Source organism: Streptomyces sp. V2I9, from assembly GCF_030817475.1.
GTDB lineage: Bacteria > Actinomycetota > Actinomycetes > Streptomycetales > Streptomycetaceae > Streptomyces.
On the sequence record NZ_JAUSZJ010000002.1, the window covers coordinates 5,216,505 to 5,234,480 of the forward strand.

General features: G+C 71.0%; 16 protein-coding genes. 8 read left to right on the top strand and 8 right to left on the bottom strand.

What is annotated here, in order from left to right:
* Window positions 1-448: 448 nt before the first annotated feature.
* Window positions 449-1,054 carry an MSMEG_1061 family FMN-dependent PPOX-type flavoprotein gene (locus tag QFZ71_RS22935; RefSeq protein WP_307670050.1) on the bottom strand — a complete coding sequence of 202 codons (606 nt, stop codon included), beginning with the start codon at window positions 1,052-1,054 and terminating at the stop codon, window positions 449-451.
* Window positions 1,055-1,288: 234 nt separating this feature from the next.
* On the opposite strand from QFZ71_RS22935, the gene QFZ71_RS22940 reads away from it, so the two are divergent.
* The 4 genes from QFZ71_RS22940 to QFZ71_RS22955 all read left to right on the top strand — a co-directional run bounded on the left by QFZ71_RS22940 (window position 1,289) and on the right by QFZ71_RS22955 (window position 5,403).
* A complete protein-coding gene (locus QFZ71_RS22940; RefSeq protein WP_307670051.1) occupies window positions 1,289-2,353 on the top strand; it encodes an iron ABC transporter permease in 1,065 nt (354 codons plus the stop codon).
* Window positions 2,350-3,438, top strand: coding sequence for an iron chelate uptake ABC transporter family permease subunit (locus QFZ71_RS22945; protein ID WP_307670052.1), 1,089 nt, complete (start codon window positions 2,350-2,352; stop codon window positions 3,436-3,438). The genes QFZ71_RS22940 and QFZ71_RS22945 overlap by 4 nt, the downstream gene beginning before the upstream one ends.
* Window positions 3,439-3,487: 49 nt before the next feature.
* Window positions 3,488-4,297 carry an ABC transporter ATP-binding protein gene (locus QFZ71_RS22950; RefSeq protein ID WP_307670053.1) on the top strand — a complete coding sequence of 270 codons (810 nt, stop codon included), beginning with the start codon at window positions 3,488-3,490 and terminating at the stop codon, window positions 4,295-4,297.
* A 77-nt stretch (window positions 4,298-4,374) separates the two neighbouring features.
* Complete coding sequence (locus QFZ71_RS22955) at window positions 4,375-5,403, top strand: iron-siderophore ABC transporter substrate-binding protein (protein WP_307670054.1); 1,029 nt, start codon at window positions 4,375-4,377, stop codon at window positions 5,401-5,403.
* 122 nt (window positions 5,404-5,525) lie between these two features.
* Here the strand turns inward: QFZ71_RS22955 and QFZ71_RS22960 are convergent, their stop codons facing one another.
* The 3 genes from QFZ71_RS22960 to QFZ71_RS22970 form a co-directional block, all read right to left on the bottom strand.
* Entirely contained in the window at window positions 5,526-6,266 is a 741-nt protein-coding gene (locus tag QFZ71_RS22960; RefSeq protein ID WP_307670055.1) for a hypothetical protein, read from the bottom strand.
* Window positions 6,256-6,441 carry a hypothetical protein gene (locus QFZ71_RS22965; RefSeq protein ID WP_307670056.1) on the bottom strand — a complete coding sequence of 62 codons (186 nt, stop codon included), beginning with the start codon at window positions 6,439-6,441 and terminating at the stop codon, window positions 6,256-6,258. Before QFZ71_RS22965 ends, QFZ71_RS22960 begins: the two co-directional genes overlap by 11 nt.
* Window positions 6,442-6,599: 158 nt before the next feature.
* A complete protein-coding gene (locus QFZ71_RS22970; RefSeq protein WP_307670057.1) occupies window positions 6,600-7,214 on the bottom strand; it encodes a YceI family protein in 615 nt (204 codons plus the stop codon).
* A 315-nt stretch (window positions 7,215-7,529) separates the two neighbouring features.
* On the opposite strand from QFZ71_RS22970, the gene QFZ71_RS22975 reads away from it, so the two are divergent.
* Window positions 7,530-8,054: a hypothetical protein gene (locus QFZ71_RS22975; RefSeq protein WP_307670058.1), complete on the top strand. Its 525-nt coding sequence runs from the start codon at window positions 7,530-7,532 to the stop codon at window positions 8,052-8,054.
* Between the two features lie 70 nt (window positions 8,055-8,124).
* On the opposite strand, the gene QFZ71_RS22980 is transcribed toward QFZ71_RS22975, so the two are convergent.
* Window positions 8,125-8,835 (bottom strand): peptidoglycan-binding domain-containing protein, encoded by a 711-nt coding sequence (locus QFZ71_RS22980; RefSeq protein ID WP_307670059.1) that lies wholly within the window; start codon window positions 8,833-8,835, stop codon window positions 8,125-8,127.
* A 168-nt stretch (window positions 8,836-9,003) separates the two neighbouring features.
* Window positions 9,004-10,230 (bottom strand): glycoside hydrolase family 64 protein, encoded by a 1,227-nt coding sequence (locus QFZ71_RS22985; protein WP_307670060.1) that lies wholly within the window; start codon window positions 10,228-10,230, stop codon window positions 9,004-9,006.
* 417 nt (window positions 10,231-10,647) lie between these two features.
* Here QFZ71_RS22985 and QFZ71_RS22990 point away from each other — a divergent pair, with 417 nt between their 5' ends.
* From QFZ71_RS22990 to QFZ71_RS23000, 3 genes are all read left to right on the top strand, one after another.
* Window positions 10,648-14,517, top strand: coding sequence for an endo-alpha-N-acetylgalactosaminidase family protein (locus tag QFZ71_RS22990; RefSeq protein ID WP_307670061.1), 3,870 nt, complete (start codon window positions 10,648-10,650; stop codon window positions 14,515-14,517).
* A 321-nt stretch (window positions 14,518-14,838) separates the two neighbouring features.
* Window positions 14,839-16,422, top strand: coding sequence for an acyl-CoA carboxylase subunit beta (locus tag QFZ71_RS22995; RefSeq protein ID WP_307670062.1), 1,584 nt, complete (start codon window positions 14,839-14,841; stop codon window positions 16,420-16,422).
* 68 nt (window positions 16,423-16,490) lie between these two features.
* The gene (locus QFZ71_RS23000) at window positions 16,491-16,694 is read left to right on the top strand and encodes an acyl-CoA carboxylase subunit epsilon (protein WP_307670063.1); all 204 of its coding nucleotides are present in this window, start codon (window positions 16,491-16,493) and stop codon (window positions 16,692-16,694) included.
* 91 nt (window positions 16,695-16,785) lie between these two features.
* On the opposite strand, the gene QFZ71_RS23005 is transcribed toward QFZ71_RS23000, so the two are convergent.
* Entirely contained in the window at window positions 16,786-17,367 is a 582-nt protein-coding gene (locus QFZ71_RS23005) for an ATP/GTP-binding protein (protein WP_014048542.1), read from the bottom strand.
* On the bottom strand, window positions 17,348-17,974 hold the full coding sequence (locus QFZ71_RS23010) for a DUF742 domain-containing protein (RefSeq protein ID WP_307670064.1): 627 nt from the start codon (window positions 17,972-17,974) through the stop codon (window positions 17,348-17,350). Before QFZ71_RS23010 ends, QFZ71_RS23005 begins: the two co-directional genes overlap by 20 nt.
* Window positions 17,975-17,976: the final 2 nt, after the last annotated feature.

Genomic DNA, 17,976 nt, shown 5'->3' on the forward strand with positions numbered 1-17,976 from the left:
GCAAGCTGTGCGCGTGGGCTGCGAGTCGATCGGTCCGGCGCTCGGTTCAGGGTCGTGGCCTTCAGCCTCGCGGACCCGCTCACGCAGCGCATCGTGGACGCGTTCAACCGTGCCGTCGTCGTGCCACCAGGTGAGGTACCCATAGACGGTGGGCCAACAAGGGAAGCCCTTCGGCAACTGCCGTCACGAACAGCCGGTCCGCACCACGCGGAAGATCGCGTCCACGACCCGCCACCGGGGACGCCCCTCCCGCCGCCCGCCCTTCGGCCCCACCCGCGCCGGCGGCAGCACCAGCTCCACCAACGCCCACTACTCGTCCGTCAGCTCCGACGGATACCCGCCCCCGGAACCACTCACGCAGTGCTCAACGACCGCCCGAGCCCCGGCTACGGCAGATCTCGAACACACGGTCTTCAGAGATGAGCGGTTTCGCGGGCTCGGGGCTTGCTCACGATGACTGCAGGCGCCGACACGTCACCCCGTCGCTTCCGCCCCCCCGCCACGTCTCCGGCGCCCACACCCCCGACCGCTTCAGCGACGCCGGGCAGTGGCGGAAGATCTCGTCGATCTCCACGACCAGGGCGAGCGAAGGGCGTTGGCCCTTCACCGCCATCGCGTCGAAGAACGGCCCGTCCGTGACGATGCGGGCGCGGCCGTTGACCCGCAGGACGTCCATCGCGCCCGGTATCAGGTAGAGCAGGCCCACGCGCGGGTTCGCCAGGATGTTGTGGAAGCTGTCAGCGCGGCGGTTTCCCGGGCGGTCGGGCAGGGCGATCGTGGACCGGTCCAGGACATGGGTGAAGCCAGGAGTGCCGCCGCGCGGGGTGGCGTCGCAGTCGCCGTTCGCGTCGGACGTGGCCATCGTGCAGAACGGGGAGCGGGCCAGCAGGTCCAGGTCGTCGTCGGTGAGCCGGTCGTGGACCTTGTCGATGACGATCGGGTGCGGGGTCCCCAGGAGTTCGCGCAGTTCTTCCGCCGAGCCGAGGGGCACGGTCCCTGCCAGCGGATCGGCCGAGGCGGCGGCGGGGGCGGTGGAGGCGGCGGCGTACGGCAAGGGAGTGCTCCGGAGCTGGTGGGTGCGGCAGCGCACGGTCGAACAGGCGCTGTTAGGGTGACCTTACTTCGGGTCCCCTTGTGTTCCCCGTCCGGGGTGGACCGGTCGTGCTCACCCTCCGGGAGGGCCGGCCGACGAGGGCGTCTCCCGTGCCCGAGAGGTCGCGGCGGCGACCGGCAAGCGTGAGGAACGAACAGTGCACCACCGCATTCCGGCTGCCCCGGCGGCCGGGTCGTGAGCCGCTCGGCCCTCCTGGTGAAGGGGAAGCCGTCCGGCAGCAAGGAGACTCGGCGCAAACGCAGCCGGTCCGTCCTCGCCCTCGGGCTGCTCGCCGCCCTCGCCGTACTCCTCCTCACCGTCGTCGCCAGCCTCGCCATCGGCTCCGGCGACGTGCCCTTCCGCGACGTCGTCGACGGGGTGCTCGACCCGGACACCGCCGTCAAGGGTCAGCTCATCGTCCAGGAGGTCCGCATCCCGCGCACCGTCGCCGGGCTCCTGGCGGGGGTCGCGCTCGGCCTCGCGGGCACGGTGATGCAGGGCGTCGCCCGCAACCCCCTGGCCGACCCCCAGCTCCTCGGCATCAACGCGGGTGCGTCCGTCGCCGTCGTCTGCTCGATCACCCTGCTCGGGTTCACGGCCGCCACCCACTTCATCTGGTTCGGCTTCCTCGGCGCGCTGCTCGCCGCCCTCCTCGTGTACGGGGTCGGCTCGCTCGGCCGCGAGGGCGCGACGCCGGTGAAGCTGGCCCTCGCCGGGGCCGCGACCGCCGCCGTCCTCACCTCGATCACCAGCGCCATCCTGCTCCAGGACCGGGGCAGCTACGACCAGTTCCGGTTCTGGCAGCTCGGCGCGCTGACCGCCCGAGGCCCTGAAGCGCTGTGGCAGGCATCGCCGTTCATCGCGGTCGGGGCCGTGCTCGCGCTGGCCCTCGGACCGCAGCTCAACGCCCTCTCCCTCGGCGACGACCTCGCCCGCGGCCTCGGCCAGCGCGTCGGGGCCATCCGCATGGCCGCCGCCCTCGCCGTGGTGATCCTCTGCGGCGCGGCCACCGTCGTCGCCGGGCCCATCGGCTTCGTGGGGCTCGCCGTGCCGCACGCCGCCCGCCTCATCACCGGACCCGACTACCGCTGGGTGCTCCCGTACAGCATGGTGCTCGCCCCGATCATGCTGCTCCTCGCGGACATCGTCGGCCGGGTCGTCGCCCGGCCCGGCGAGGTGCAGGTCGGCGTGGTCACGGCCGCCATCGGCTGCATCCCCTTCATCTGGCTCGTCCGGCGCAGGAAGCTGGTGGAACTGTGAGCCGCGCACCCGTCGTCGCCGAGAACGCCCCGCACGCGGACACGGAGCGGCTCGCCGACGCCGTACGCCAGATCTCCGCCGTACGCGGCCGGGGGCTGCGGAGCTCCCTGCTCGTCGGGGCCGGACTGCTGGCCGCCGTGGTCGTCGTGTTCGGCGTCTCGCTCAGCGTCGGCGACATGGTCATGCCGATCGGGAAGGTCGTGGAGACCCTGTTCGGGGGCGGCGACGGCGGATCGCGGTTCGTCGTCCTGGAACTGCGGCTGCCCCGCGCCCTCCTGGCCGTCCTCGTCGGTACCGCCTTCGGGCTCTCCGGAGCCGTCTTCCAGAGCGTGCTGCGCAACCCGCTCGCCAGCCCCGACCTCATCGGCATCAGCGCCGGAGCCAGTGCGGTCGCCGTCACCGCCGCCCTGCTCTTCCAGGTCAGCGGACTTGCCCTCTCCGCGAGCGCCCTCACCGGCTCGCTGGTCGCCGGGGCGGCCATCTACCTGCTCGCCTGGCGGCAGGGCGTCACCGGACAGCGCCTGGTCCTCGTCGGGATCGGCGTCGGCATGGGCCTGTCCAGCATCGTCTGGTACGTGATGGCGCGCTCCGAGGTGACCGACGCGCAGGAGGCGTTCCGCTGGCTCGCGGGCAGCCTCAACGGCCGCTCCTGGAGCCAGGTGTGGCCGCTGCTCATCGCCCTCGGCCTCCTCGTACCGCTGACCGTCCTCGCCGCCCACGCGCTGCGCCCCCTCCAGCTCGGGGACGACGCCGCCGCTGGGCTCGGCGCGAAGGTCGAGCGCGGCCGGCTCGCCCTGCTGGCCTGCGCGACCGCGCTCGCCGGGGCCGCGACCGCCGCCGCCGGACCCGTCGGGTTCGTGGCGTTCGTCGCCGCCCCGATCGCCCGGCGGCTGGTTCCGGGCCGGGGTGCGGCCCTGCCGCAGGCGGCCCTGACCGGGGCGCTCATCGTCCTGGTCGCGGACTTCGCGGCGCAGCACGCCCTGCCCTCGGTCCAACTGCCGGTGGGCGTGGCCACCAGCATCATCGGAGCCCCGTACCTGCTCCTGCTCCTGGCCCGCGCCAACCGCGTGGGCAGCGGGGGCTGAGACGGTGGCGTATCGACAAGTCGACGACGACGAAAGGCATGGCCCTGACGTGGCCGAACACACTCTGGAAGCCCGTGACGTCCGGCTCGGCTACGGCGAACGCGAGATCGTCCCCGGTCTGAGCGTGTCCGTGCCGCCCGGGAAGATCACCGTCATCGTCGGCCCCAACGCCTGCGGGAAGTCCACCCTGCTGCGCGCGATGGCCCGGCTGCTCGCCCCCTCCGCCGGGGCGGTGCTCCTGGACGGCCGGTCCATCCAGGAGATGCCGACCAAGGAGGTCGCCTCCGTGCTCGGCATCCTCCCGCAGAGCCCCACCGCCCCCGAGGGCATCGCCGTCGCCGACCTGGTCGGGCGCGGCCGGTACCCGCACCAGGGCTGGTTCCGCCGCTGGAGCGCCGAGGACGACGAGGCGGTGGCGCGGGCGCTGCTGTCGACCGACGTCCTCGAACTGGCCGACCGGTCGGTGGACGAGCTGTCGGGCGGTCAGCGCCAACGGGTGTGGATCGCGATGGCGCTGGCCCAGCGCACCGACATCCTGCTGCTCGACGAGCCGACCACCTTCCTGGACGCCAGCCACCAGCTCGACCTCCTCGACCTCCTCACCGACCTCAACCGCGAGCAGGGCGTCACCATGGTCGCCGTGCTCCATGACCTCAACCTCGCCTGCCGGTACGCGGACCACATGATCGCGATGCGGGAGGGGCGGATCGTCGCGGAGGGGCGTCCGGTCGACATCGTGACGGAGGAACTGGTCGGCGAGGTCTTCGGGATGCGCTGCTCGGTCATCGAGGACCCGGCCTCCGCCACCCCGATGGTGGTGCCGCTGGGTCGCCACCACGTGCAGGGGCCGGGTGCCTGAGCCCCCGTACGTACGAGGGGGTCCTCCAGGTCAACCCGCTGGCACCGTTGTCATTAGGTGAGGCTAACCTAATGGGTATGAACGCTTCCGCTTCCCGTACCCGGCGGCCCCGCCGCGCCCCCGTTCTCGCGGCCGGGGCCGTGGCCGCCCTCCTCCTCGGCCTCTCGGCCTGCGGCTCGTCGGACGACTCCGACAGCTCCGCCTCCGCCGCCTCGGACGGGGCCTCGGCGGGTGCCTTCCCCGCCAAGGTCGGGACGAAGTTCGGCGAGGTCACCGTCGACAAGCAGCCGAAGCGCATCGTCGCGCTCGGCTGGGGCGACGCCGAGACCGTCCTCGCGCTCGGCGGCCAGCCGGTCGGGGCCAGCGACTGGCTGCCGTTCGGCGGCGAGGGCGTCGGCCCGTGGGCCAAGGGCATGTACGACAAGAAGCCGGAGCTCATCGGCACGATGGAGCCGGAGTTCGAGAAGATCGCCGCCCTCCAGCCCGACCTGATCCTGGACACCAAGTCCAGCGGCGACCGGACGCGGTACGACACCCTGAAGAAGATCGCCCCGACCGTGGGCGTGCCGAAGGGCGGCGACCAGTACAAGATCTCGTGGGAGCAGCAGACCACGATGATCGCCGTCGCCATGGGCGTGCCGGAGAAGGGCGAGGAGCTGATCGCGGAGACGGAGAAGAAGTTCGAGGCCGCGGCGAAGGCCCACCCCGAGTTCAAGGACAAGACCATCACCGTCGGCTCGCGTACGTCCGAGGGCTTCGGCGCCTACGTCGGTGGCACCGGGCGCATCGACTTCGTCGAGCGGCTCGGCTTCACGAACAACCCGAAGGCCGAGGCCCGGGCCGGCGAGGGGTTCTCGGTCTCCGTCTCCAAGGAGAACCTGGACCTGCTGGACGCCGACCTGACCGTGATGACCCCGATCGGCATCCCGGCCACGGATATCAGCGGCGACCCGCTGTACAAGGCGGTCCCCTCGGTGAAGGCAGGCAACGCCATCGTCCTCGACGACAAGGACATCTCGCAGGCGTTCGCGACGGACTCGATCCTGTCCGTCTCGTACGCACTGGAGAAGGTCGTCCCGCTCTTCGCGGAGAAGGTCGCGAAGTAGCGCGCCCTTACGCCCACGGCGACCGCCGCACGCACACGCGCAGCGCCCCGTCCCCGGGGGAACCGGGTGCGGGGCGCTGGGTGCGTGCGGCGTCTTTGTGGACCGTGCCGTCGGCGCGCAGGTCAAGGCCAGAAGAGCTTGTTCTCGGCAGCAGCTTGACGTGCAGCCGGAACCGTAGGTTCGATCACCGAATAGCCGAGGCTCCTCAGCACCTGGGCGGCGGATTCAGGGGCATCTCGCACGGCGGTCTTGAGCTGCATCAGGCGCCAGTCCATCAGGTGCTGATCCACGACAGCCTTCCAGCCCGGCGTGGTATCGATCGCGAACTCCCGTTGCAGGAAGAGCAGGATGTCTTCCAGCGCCGGCCGCATGCGGTGCCCGCCGACCGGCAAATGCATCTCGGACAGCCGCGGCAGTCTGTCGCGCCGCAAACCCTGTTGGGGGCGGCCTCGCTCGGCCAGTCGCAACAGGTACGCCATCTCGTCCCGGTGTGCGTGTACCTGGAGATGGGCCCCCGGCGGTTCTTTGCTCTTCCGTACGTACTCGTAACGGAGAAGAGGATCAGGCACACCCTCGTAGAACAGATGCAGGTCGGCCTGATCTGTCGCCATGAAGGTGCTGGAGCCGTCCCAGCAGCAGAAGTAGCGCACCCCCAGGCTCAGTCGGGTCTCGCCGCTGATGCGGATCGGAATGCGCCGAACGACCTCGTTCTCGGCTATGGGGGAGATCCTGATCCGGGAACCCATGTTGAGCGCATGAAAACGAGGGGTGTCCTCGCCGAGGACACCCCGCGTCAACGAGGTCAGTTGATCGGCGAAACCTGCCGCCAACGCGTCGAGGGCCTTGGCCTCATCAGCTGTCACCGTCCAGAAGGTAGTCGAGACCTTCGATGGTGTGCCAAACGTCCAGCTCCTGAAGGCTCAGGCTGTAGGTCGAGGCGCGCTCTGCCAGCTCGTCGTAGCTCATGTGCACATCGGCCAACAACTGCTCGCGCTGTTCCTCGAGCTGGCTGCGCGTCTTGTGGATCACAGTCGGCATAACTCGCTCCCCAGTGTCGATGGCCTTAGTGAAACACCAGCCACTGACAACGATGATGCCAACCCCCGGGTTTGTCACCCTCAGGGTGGGTTCTCGTCGCTGTCCGTAGCCACTGGAGTGGAGCGGAGCGGTGAGTGCTTCCCTGGACCCGGCGAGGGTCAGGCCCCCGGAGCGGCCTTGATCGCGGAGATGTCGAAGGTCAGCTTCACCTTGTCGCTGACCATCACGCCGCCGGTCTCCAGTGCCGCGTTCCAGGTCAGGCCCCAGTCGGAGCGCAGAATGTCGGCGCTGCCCTCGAAGCCCACGCGCTCGTTGCCGTAGACGTCGGTGGCGGAGCCGTTGAACTCCAGGTCGATGGAGAGCGGGCGCGTGACGTCCTTGATGGTCAGGTCGCCGGTGATCCGGTACGCCTCGCCGCCCAGCTGCTCGGCCTGCGTGGAGCGGAACGTCATGAGGGGGAACTTCTCCGCGTCGAAGAAGTCGCCGCTGACCAGGTGCCCGTCGCGGTCGGCGATGCCGGTGTCGATGCTGGCGATCTTCACGTCGATGGAGGCGGAGGAGTTCGCCGGGTTCGTGCCGTCCAGTACCAGGGTGCCCTCGTGCTCGCCGAAGGAGCCGCGCACGTTGGTGACCATCGCGTGGCGCACGGTGAAGCCGATGCTGCTGTGCGCCGGGTCCACGGTGTACGTACCGGTCAGGGCGGCGAGCGCGGGGTCCACGGCGGGGGTCTCGGTGATGGTGGCGGTGGTCGGCTTGCGGTTGAACAGAGCCATGGCTCCTCCTCGGGGATGCGCTGCGGGGACGGGGGTCAGCGGTGCCGAAGGTTCGCATTCGTTCAACCTTCAACAAGATTGACTGTAGCGCGATCTAGTTCAACCTTCAACATCTGGTGTCGGGTGCTTGACCGGTTGCCGCGAGACGCGGTGCTCGGCTCCCGGTTCGGGCCGGCCGGCCCCGGTCGGCGCGTCCGCAGGGTCTGCCCTCTGGTGGGCGCGTGGAGAGCTCGGGCACCATCGCCCTGACCGGTGTGCGGGGTCCATGTCCGCCCGTGCACCCACTGGATTGTCATGAGCAGGAGGAATCGCCCCATGGTGACCCGTCCACGACTCCGCTCCGCCCTCACCGCCCTCGCCCTCGTCCTCGGCGCGCTCTTCGCGCCCGGCGTCGGCATCCTCGGCGGCGGCGCCACCGAGGCGCACGCCGTGACCAAACTGACCCACGCCCAGGCGACCTCCCGCTTCAGCTCGTCCGGGATCACCTGGTCGTCCTCCGGCGGCTGCTCCGACCGGAACAACCCCACCTGTACGTCGTTCGAGCAGCTCAATCTGTCGAGCGCCCAGGGTGCGCAGACCCTCAAGAGCGCCACCGGCTGTGCGCTCAGGATCACCGGCGGCACGGAGACCGGGCACGCCGGCGGCACGTATTCCCACTGGAACGGCTACAAGCTCGACTTCGCCAAGAGCACCTGCCTCAACAACTACGTCACCGGCACCTTCACCTACATCGGCCCCCGAGGTGACGGCGCGCGCCAGTACCGGTCCGGGTCCGGCAACATCTACGCGAACGAGGGCAACCACTGGGACGTGACGTACTACAACTGCGGCGGCTGCTGACCACCGCCGGGACCCGGAGGCCGTCCCGCACACCGCGTGCCGCGACGGCCCCGGGTCACCGGCCCACGCCCTACGGGACCGGGTCCGCGTCCGGCCCCTCCTGCTCCAGCAGCTCCTTGGCGAAGTCCTCCCACTGCGCGTACCGGTCCGGGTGCGCCGACCGCTGGACCGCCTGGCAGGCCCTGCCCGGCTCCATCGACTCCCAGCCGTCGATCTGGAGCAGCCCCGGATTGGCGCTCGGCGAGGGCAGCCCGTAGAAGGACTTGGACGCGGTCGGCACATGGGTGATCTGGGCCGCCGTGCCCCAGCCCATGCTCGGGCGCTGCTGGAAGACGCCGAGCGAGTCGCGGTCCACCGGGGACGTGTAGTTGACGAATTTCGACTCCTGCATGGCCGTCATCAGGGCGATGACCTGGGCCTCCTCGGAGAGCTCCGCCCCCTTGCCGACGCCGATGACCGTACGGGCGTGGGCGAGCTGCTCGGGGCCGAGGTCGGCCGGTGCGGCGAAGAAGGTGCGCAGCGCGCTGTCCGGGGCCGTCTTCAGCAGCTGCGCGGTGGCGAGGTCCACGCGGCCGGTCGGAGGCAGTCCGTAGCTCTGCTGGAAGGCGCGCAGCCCGTGCGCACCGGGGGACTGCGGTGCGGAGGAGCCCGGCGGGACGGGGGAGCCCGGCGGGGTGGGGGCCGCATGGGCGGGAGCCGCGTGGGCCGGCGGCGCGGCGGTCAGCAGGAGCCCGGTGGCGACGGCGGTGAGCAGCCGGCGGGGAAGACGGTTCATTCGCATACGGCACCGTCGCGGGGCGGTGGGGCGAAGTCAAGAACGCCACACACGATGTCAATTGATGAGGTATCGGATGCCGGATCGTCCCGGTGGCGGCCGGACGCACGGTGCCCCGCGGCCGGACGCACGGGTGCCCCCACGGGTGGGGGCACACCGCGCACCGGCCGGGTGTCAGGACCCCACGCTCACCGTGAAGCGCCGTGGGTTCCCGTCGTGGGCCGCGCCCGAGACGTCCGGCTCGCCGTCCGGGCGGACGTCGTCGTACGGGAACGCGTAGCCGATCGGGCTGTTCGCGTGGACCACCCGCGACCAGTGGTTGGTCACCGCCGTCCGGTAGTAGTCCGCCGTGGACGTGCCGTTCGGCTGACTCGGGTGGCTCAGCATGATCGAGCGGTTGAAGCCCGCCGCCAGCCGGGCCAGGATCGCCTTCTTGTCGTCGCTGTCCCCGGGGTTGTTCGTGAACGGGCCGTGGTTGCAGGTGAAGACGTCCTTGGACGCCGGCTTGGTGAACGTGTGGCCGCCGTCGAAGGTCAGCGTGTCGCCGCTGACCCGGCCGGCCAGGGTGCCCCGGCCGCCCTGGAGGTCGATGCGCAGGTCCTCGGAGCGGTACTTCTCCCACACCTCGTCGATCTGCGCGGTGAACAGGTCCCGGAACGGCATCTCGGCGGGACGGTCGAAGTACGGGGCCATGATGTTCTGCGGCGAGACGACCCGCAGTACGCCGCCGTCGCCGCCCCGGGTGATCAGCTTGTCCCACGGCTGTCCGTCGGCGGCCGCCTGGGCGGCGAGGCCGTCCGCGATCCGCTGCACCGCGCCGTCCGGCAGCGGGGCCACGGTGTGCGTCGCGTCGCCCTCCAGCGTGATGCCGATCGGGAGGGCGGTAACCAGGTCCACGTAGCTGATGTTGGCGTACAGCTGCTCGGTGTTGAAGGTGAACTCGCAGAACGACCACGTGCGGGCGTAGTTCGGGTCGGCGGGCGTCGCGAAGGCGGGCTCCACCAGCGAAGGGCCCGGATTCAGGTAGAAGTCCAGCTTGGCGTCGCGGACGAAGTAGACCCGCGCCCCGTACATCTGCGGCAGGGGCAGCACGACCGGGCCGGCGCCCGCGCCCTTGAGCGGGATCGCGCAGTCGACGGGCAGCGGGGTCTGCGGGGCGCCGGGGGAGTCGGGGCGGTAGACGCCGCCGTCCGGCTTGAGCAGCACCCAGCGTCCGGTGCCCAGCTCGTGGCCGGTCACATACGCGTGCACCGTACCCGGCAACGACGTGTTCTCCAGGGCGAGTTCGCAGGTGACGGGGGCCGCCGAGGCGTGCGGGCCCAGGGCGGTGCCCCAGGCGGGGTACGTGAGCGCAGCGGCCGATGCGGCGGCGCCGGTCAGGAACGTTCGGCGTGAAATCACGAAGAAACTCCCGAGGTGGTGTGGGGGGCCGCAGGCGGGCGGTGGGGGTGCGCGGAGAGGTGCGGGGGCCGTGGGGGTGCCTGCGGTGCGCACCACTCTCGCCAGGCCCGACGAGAGCGTCAAGAGGTGCGACTGAGAGCGCTCTCATCATCTCCGAGTCTTCACAACTCGACGCCTCGAAGCGGTACTTGCCGGATGCGAGCGGGTGCGAAGCGTGCATGTGCCGGGGTGGTGTCGGTCAAGAGGTGAACGAGGCCACGGCGCCGCCCGCCCCACCACCCGTGGGCCACGGCGCCGACCGCCCCACCACCCGTACCGCTCCCACTTGGACTAACGCACCGGGGTTGTTGGACGGAGTCGGCCCATGGCGCCGATGTTCGTTGACGGTGTCCGGACACGGCGACTACTCAAGGGGCCATGTCGTCAAGATTCCCTCGCCCCGGCCTGGTCGCCGCGGCCTCCGCAGCCGTCCTGGCGCTCGTGGGGGCCGCGCTCCCCGCCGCAGCCGCAGACCCGTCGCCCCCCGCACCGGCCGGGACGGCGCAGGCCGCCGCGTCGGCCGTCATCGGCTCCGACCGGATCGCCGTCGCCGTCGCCGAGGACTTCCCGCGCGTCCTGTCGTACACCGACCGGGCGAGCGGCGCTCGGCTGCTCGGCAGCGTCCGGCCGGTCACCGCCGTCACCCTCAACGGGACCGCCCACACGGTGAAGCTCAAGGGCGCGCCGGAGATCACCTCCGCCGCCGCCCGCTACACCCTCGTCTTCGACTCCCTGCCGGGCGTCGAGATCGACGCCTCGCTCACCGTCTCCGGGTGGGCCACCACGTTCAAGGTGACCGCCGTCCGCGACACCGAGACGTTCCGGGTCGGCACCATCGACATCCCCGGGCACGATCTGATCTCCATCGGTTCCGCCGAGGCCGGGGCCGCCACCGCATTCACGAAGCTCGACCCGGACTCCACCCGCACCGCCGACGTCTTCGCAAAGGTCACCGGCGAGACCAAGCCCGACTCCGCGCCCGTCGGAGCCAGTTACGCGATCCTCAACACCGGCTCCCTCGCCGCCGCGATCGAGTCCAACTCCTCGTACGACAAGCCCTCCGGGGCCACCGGCGGCGACGACGCCCGCTTCTGGCACCAGGCGCGCACCGAGGACGGCGGCGTCCGGGTCGGCGTCTGGTCCGGCCAGTGGACCTACCGGGGCGAGGGCGCGCCGAAGCCGGAGAGCGGCGAGGACCTGCCGTGGGCCAAGGTCGTCGTCACCCCCGACGCCAACGGCGACAAGGCCGTCGACTGGCAGGACGGTGCCGTCGCCTTCCGCTCGATCGGCGTCACCGCGCCCGGCAGCGAGGCCACCGCCGACCGGGTCGTCACCCACATCCCGTTCAACTTCGCCAGCCAGGCCACCCACCCCTTCCTGCGCACCCTGGACGACGTCAAGCGCGTCTCGAAGGCCACCGACGGCCTCGGCCAGCTCGCCGTCCTCAAGGGGTACGGCTCCGAGGGCCACGACTCCGCCCACCCCGACTACGGCGGCAACTACAACAAACGGGCCGGCGGGCTGAAGGACCTCAACACCCTGCTGGAGCAGGGGGAGAAGTGGGGCGCCGACTTCGGCGTCCACGTCAACGCCACCGAGTCCTACCCGGAGGCCAACGCCTTCTCCGAGCAGCTCGTCGACAAGACCAAGCCCGGCTGGAACTGGCTCAACCAGAGCTACTACATCGACCAGCGCCGCGACATCAACAGCGGCGATCTGGAGAAGCGCTTCCAGCAGCTGCGCGACGAGACCGACGAGAACCTCGACTTCCTCTACATCGACGTCTACTACACCCACGGCTGGATCGCCGACAAGACGATCCAGGCCGTGCAGAAGCAGGGCTGGACCGTCGGCACCGAGTGGGCCGACAAGTTCGAGCGCGCCTCGCTCTGGTCGCACTGGGCCAACGACCTCAACTACGGCGGGGCCACCAACAAGGGTCTGAACTCGCAGATCATCCGGTTCATCCGCAACGGCGAGAAGGACGTCTGGAACAACCACCCGGTCCTCGGCCAGACCGCCCTGGAAGACTTCGAGGGCTGGACCGGCGAGACCGACTTCAACGCCTTCACCGCCAACATCTGGCAGAAGAACCTCCCCGCCAAGTACCTCCAGCAGCAGAAGATCACCCGCTGGAACGGCAACGACATCACCTTCACCGGCGGGGTCCGCGGCACGGTCGAGAACGGCAAGCGGACCTTCTACGACCAGGGCCGCAAGGTGCTCAGCGGCACCAGCTACCTGCTGCCGTGGGACGGGGGGAAGAAGCTCTACCACTACAGCGGGACCGGCGGCAGCAGCAGATGGGACGTGCCCGGCAGCGGTGCGTACACCGTCTACAAGCTGACCGACAACGGCCGTGAGAAGGTCACCACCGTCCGCCCCTCCGGCGGGAAGATCACGCTGAACGCCACCGCCGGACAGGCCTACGTCCTCTACCCCGACCGCGCGCCCGCGGAGACACCGGCCGACTGGGGGACGGGGACCGGCCTCACGGACCCCGGCTTCAACGACCGTGACCTGAAGGGCTGGACGAAGACCGGCACCGCCGTCCGCGACACCGACGACCGGGGCCGCAACAGCGCCGCGCTCTCCGGCACCTCCACGGCGGCCCTGTCCCAGACCGTCACCGGACTCGAACCCGGCAAGCGGTACACCGCCTCCGCGCTCATCGAGGTCTCGCCCGGCGCGAGCCGGCGCACCACCCTCAGCGCCGGTGGGGCGTCGGTCGCCGTCGAGCGCTCCACGGCGAAGGACTACGTCGCCGCGTCCGACTGGCACGGCACTTCCTTCCAGCGCGCCAAGGTGAACTTCACGGCCCCCGCCGACGGCCGCACCACCCTGCGCATCGAGGCGGCCCCCGGCTCCGCCGCGAAGGTCCGCGCCGATGACGTGCGCATCGTCGAGAACGCCCCCGCGACCCGCGCCGGCACCATGGTGTACGAGGACTTCGAGGCCGTCGACCAGGGCTGGGGCCCCTTCCTCAAGGGCGACGCGGGCGGCTCCACCGACCCCCGCACCAGCGTCTCCCAGCTCCACGCCCCGTACACCCAGGCCGGCTGGAACGGGAAGCTGATCGACGACGTGCTCGGCGGCAAGGAGTCCCTGAAGTCCCACGAGGAGAACACCGGCCTCGTCTACCGCACCGCGCCCTGGACCGTCCCGATGAAGGACGGCCACCGCTACCAGGTCGAGTTCGACTACCAGTCCAGCCACGCCGGGGCCTACAGCTGGGTCGAGGGCTACGACCGGGTCACCGGCGGCAAGGCCGTCTCCACCGAGGCCCGGACCACCCCCATCGGGCAGCAGCGCACCACCGGCCACTTCAGCCGGACGCTCACCGCGGGCTGCGGCGACACCTGGACCGGGCTGCGCAAGCTGTCCGGCGCACCCGAGGGCGCGGACTTCGTGCTCGACGGCTTCACCGTCACCGACCTCGGCCCGGCCCCCGCCGGAGAGGAGGCCGTCTGCGGCACGCTCGACGTGACCGCCGGGGCCGAGACCCTGGAGCCGGGCACCGCGAACACCGTGAAGGCGACCTTCGGCAACGACGAGGCGAGCCCCGCCACCGGGGTGAAGCTCGCGCTGACCGTGCCCGAGGGCTGGCAGGCCGAACCGGCGAGCCCGGTCGCCTTCGACTCGGTCGCTCCGGGCACGAAGGTCACCGGCAGCTGGCGGGTCACCCCGCCGGTGGACGCCCCCTACGAGACGTACGCGCTGGAGGCGAAGGCCACGTACGCCGTCCAGGGAGCCGCGCGCACGCTCGGCGCGCGGACCTCGGTCCGCACCCTTCCGCCGCCGCCCACCCGGGACAGCTGGGCCAGTGACCTGGACTGGGCCGCCTCGGAGAACGGCTGGGGACCGGTCGAGCGCGACCGGTCCAACGGGGAGGCCGGCTCCGGCGACGGCGGCCCGCTGAAGATCGGCGGCGTCGCCTACGACAAGGGCCTGGGCACGCACGCCCCGGCGAAGGTCCGCTACTACCTGGGCGGGAAGTGCGCCTCCTTCACCGCCGAGGTGGGTGTGGACGACGTCCAGACGAGCCGCGGCACCGTCCGCTTCTCGGTCATGGCGGACGGTGCGGAGAAGGTGGCCTCGCCCGTGCTCGGCGCGGCCGACGCCGCCTGGAAGCTCACCGCCGACGTCAGCGGCGCGAAGTACGTCGAGCTGATCGTCCAGGACGGCGGCGACGGCAACGGCAACGACCACGCCGACTGGGGCAACGCCCTCTTCCACTGCGGAAGTTGAGCCGGAACGGCGATGGTGCCGCCGACCCGGTCCGGCAGCGCGGCCGGTGACGCGCCAGGGGCGGCCCCGGAGACGGGGCCGCCCCCGGCGTGGTCCGCCACGGGGGTGCCGGGCCATACTGGGGGTGGTCGGCCGCCCCCTCCGCGACCTGTGGCCCACGGCACAGCTCGCTTTGTGGGAACCTCATAACGCGGAGCGGCGTTTCGCTGGTGGATCGCCTGCACGGCGTCGCGGTTCTGTTCACTCCCACCACGAAACGGGGCAGGAGACTGTACGGAACCGACGGCGCGGTTTCTGGGTCGGGCTTCGTAGGGTCGATGCATGACCGTTGTGGACGAAACCCAGGGTGAGTCGAGCGACGCCCGAGGCCGGGTGGCCGAACTGCTGGCCCTGCGCGAGCAGGCGCGGCGCGGACCGAGCGAGCGGGCGACCGAGGCGCAGCACGCCAAGGGCAAGCTGACCGCGCGGGAGCGGATCGAGCTCCTCCTGGACCCGGGTTCGTTCAAGGAGGTCGAGCAGCTGCGCCGGCACCGGGCGACCGGCTTCGGCCTGGAGGCGAAGAAGCCGTACACCGACGGCGTCATCACCGGCTGGGGCACGGTCGAGGGCCGCACCGTCTTCGTCTACGCGCACGACTTCCGGATCTTCGGCGGGGCGCTGGGCGAGGCCCACGCCACGAAGATCCACAAGATCATGGACATGGCCATCTCGGCCGGTGCCCCGCTGGTCTCGCTGAACGACGGCGCCGGCGCCCGTATCCAGGAGGGCGTCTCCGCGCTCGCCGGCTACGGCGGCATCTTCCAGCGCAACACGCGCGCCTCCGGTGTCATCCCCCAGATCAGCGTGATGCTCGGCCCCTGCGCGGGCGGCGCGGCCTACAGCCCCGCCCTCACCGACTTCGTCTTCATGGTCCGCGAGACCTCGCAGATGTTCATCACCGGACCGGACGTCGTGAAGGCGGTCACCGGCGAGGAGATCACCCAGAACGGCCTCGGCGGCGCGGACGTCCACGCCGAGACCTCCGGCGTCGCGCACTTCGCGTACGACGACGAGGAGACCTGCATCGCCGAGGTCCGCTACCTCATCGGGATGCTGCCCTCCAACAACCGCGAGAACCCGCCGACGGTCGAGAGCGACGACCCCGCCGACCGGCGCGGCGACGTCCTGCTCGACCTGGTCCCGGCCGACGGCAACCGCCCGTACGACATGCACAAGGTGATCGAGGAGCTCGTCGACGACGGCGACTACCTGGAGATCCACGAGCGCTGGGCCCGCAACATCATCTGCGCGCTGGCCCGCCTCGACGGCCAGGTCGTCGGCATCGTCGCCAACCAGCCGCAGGCGCTGGCGGGCGTGCTGGACATCGAGGCGTCCGAGAAGGCCGCCCGCTTCGTCCAGATGTGCGACGCCTTCAACATCCCGATCATCACCCTTCTGGACGTCCCCGGCTTCCTTCCGGGCGTCGACCAGGAGCACGGTGGGATCATCCGCCACGGCGCCAAGCTCCTGTACGCCTACTGCAACGCCACCGTGCCGCGGATCTCGCTGATCCTGCGGAAGGCCTACGGAGGCGCGTACATCGTCATGGACAGCCAGTCCATCGGGGCCGACCTCACCTACGCCTGGCCCACCAACGAGATCGCCGTGATGGGCGCCGAGGGCGCGGCCAACGTCATCTTCCGCCGCCAGATCGCCGAGGCCGAGGACCCCGAGGCCATGCGCACCCGCATGGTCAAGGAGTACAAGGCCGAGCTGATGCACCCCTACTACGCGGCCGAGCGCGGTCTCGTCGACGACGTCATCGACCCCGCCGAGACCCGCGAGGTGCTCATCGCCTCGCTCGCCATGCTCCGCACCAAGCACGCCGACCTGCCGTCCCGCAAGCACGGCAACCCCCCGCAGTAGTCACCCGCCGCGGCGCGATCCGCCGCACGGTCCACGACATCCTGCCGAGAAGACGGAGACACCCCGCCATGAGCCTGACGTCCGCCGAGTCCGTCCTGCGCGTCGAGAAGGGCCACGCCGCCCCCGAGGAGCTTGCGGCCATCACCGCCGTCCTGATGGCCCGCGCCGCCGCCCAGCCCGCCGCTCCCGCCCGCCGCGGCCGGAACACCGCCGGCTGGCGCCGCCTGGAGCGCACGCCGGGCTTCCGCGCCCCGCACAGCTGGCAGGGCTGACCCCCTCGCAGGCCGTACCGGGAAGGGCCCCGCACTCACGAGGAGTGCGGGGCCCTTCCCGGTACGGGGGACCGGCGGTCCGGAGACGTTCCTAGCGCAGGCGTGCCATCAGGGCGTGCTCGACCAGCGTGATGAGCGCGCTCTTGGCGTCCGCGCGGTGGCGGGCGTCCGTCGTCAGGATCGGGGTGTCCGGTCCGATCTGGAGCGCTTCGCGGACCTCGTCGGGGGTGTAGGGCTGGTGTCCGTCGAAGCCGTTGAGGGCGATGACGAAGGGGAGTCCGCTGTTCTCGAAGTAGTCGACGGCGGGGAAGCAGTCGGCGAGGCGGCGGGTGTCGACGAGGACGACGGCGCCGATGGCGCCGCGGACCAGGTCGTCCCACATGAACCAGAAGCGGTCCTGGCCCGGCGTACCGAAGAGGTACAGGATCAGGTCCTGGTCCAGGGTGATGCGGCCGAAGTCCATGGCCACCGTGGTGGTGGTCTTGTCCCCGGTGTGGGTCAGGTCGTCGATGCCCGCCGAGGCGGACGTCATCACGGCTTCGGTGCGCAGCGGGTTGATCTCCGACACGGCACCGACAAACGTGGTCTTACCCACGCCGAAGCCCCCTGCCACCACGATCTTCGCCGAGGTAGTGGAGCGGGCCGCTCCGCCGCTAGAGCTTGCGAAGTCCACTGAGCACCCTTTCGAGCAGTGTCACATCTGGCTGGCCGCCGGCGGTCTCGTCACCGCCGGGCTGATGGATGGCGACGAGTCCGGCCTCGGCCAGGTCGGCGACGAGGATCCGGGCAACGCCGAGGGGGATCGAGAGAAGGGCCGAGATCTCGGCGACCGACTTGATCTCGATGCAGAGCCGGCAGATCCGCTGGTGCTCGGGCAACTGCCCTTGCAGCCGGGACGGATCGGCCGTGGTGCTGACCAGTGCCTCGATGGCGAGCTGGTAACGCGGCCGGGTCCGGCCGCCGGTCATGGCGTACGGACGGACCAGCGGATTGTGTGCCGCGGGCTTGGCGGGCTCGGGAGCCTGTCGCTGCTGCACCGGCTGGATGCGCGGCTGCCGGGGTGCGTCGTGCCGCTGCTGCGGCCATCCCGCCCCCGGCTGCTGCGGAGGCCACTCGGACCCGTGGGCGCCCGGCGCCTGCTGATGCGGACGCTGATATGGCTGATACTGCCCGGAGCCCTGACCACTGGGCGCGGCAGGGAAGCCGAAACGGTTGTCGCCGTGCTCACCCGGAACGTTCTGGTCACCGTTGTAGGGGTGCCCGCCTGTGGGTGTTGCCACGT

What these genes read in the sequence shown, in the direction of transcription:
- QFZ71_RS22970 (WP_307670057.1), bottom strand. Translation starts at nt 7,214, where the DNA reads ATGGCTCTGTTCAACCGCAAGCCGACCACCGCCACCATCACCGAGACC.
- QFZ71_RS23000 (WP_307670063.1), top strand. Translation starts at nt 16,491, where the DNA reads ATGAGCCTGACGTCCGCCGAGTCCGTCCTGCGCGTCGAGAAGGGCCAC.
- QFZ71_RS22980 (WP_307670059.1), bottom strand. Translation starts at nt 8,835, where the DNA reads ATGCGAATGAACCGTCTTCCCCGCCGGCTGCTCACCGCCGTCGCCACC.
- QFZ71_RS22995 (WP_307670062.1), top strand. Translation starts at nt 14,839, where the DNA reads ATGACCGTTGTGGACGAAACCCAGGGTGAGTCGAGCGACGCCCGAGGC.
- QFZ71_RS22965 (WP_307670056.1), bottom strand. Translation starts at nt 6,441, where the DNA reads ATGCCGACTGTGATCCACAAGACGCGCAGCCAGCTCGAGGAACAGCGC.
- QFZ71_RS22955 (WP_307670054.1), top strand. Translation starts at nt 4,375, where the DNA reads ATGAACGCTTCCGCTTCCCGTACCCGGCGGCCCCGCCGCGCCCCCGTT.
- QFZ71_RS22975 (WP_307670058.1), top strand. Translation starts at nt 7,530, where the DNA reads ATGGTGACCCGTCCACGACTCCGCTCCGCCCTCACCGCCCTCGCCCTC.
- QFZ71_RS22990 (WP_307670061.1), top strand. Translation starts at nt 10,648, where the DNA reads ATGTCGTCAAGATTCCCTCGCCCCGGCCTGGTCGCCGCGGCCTCCGCA.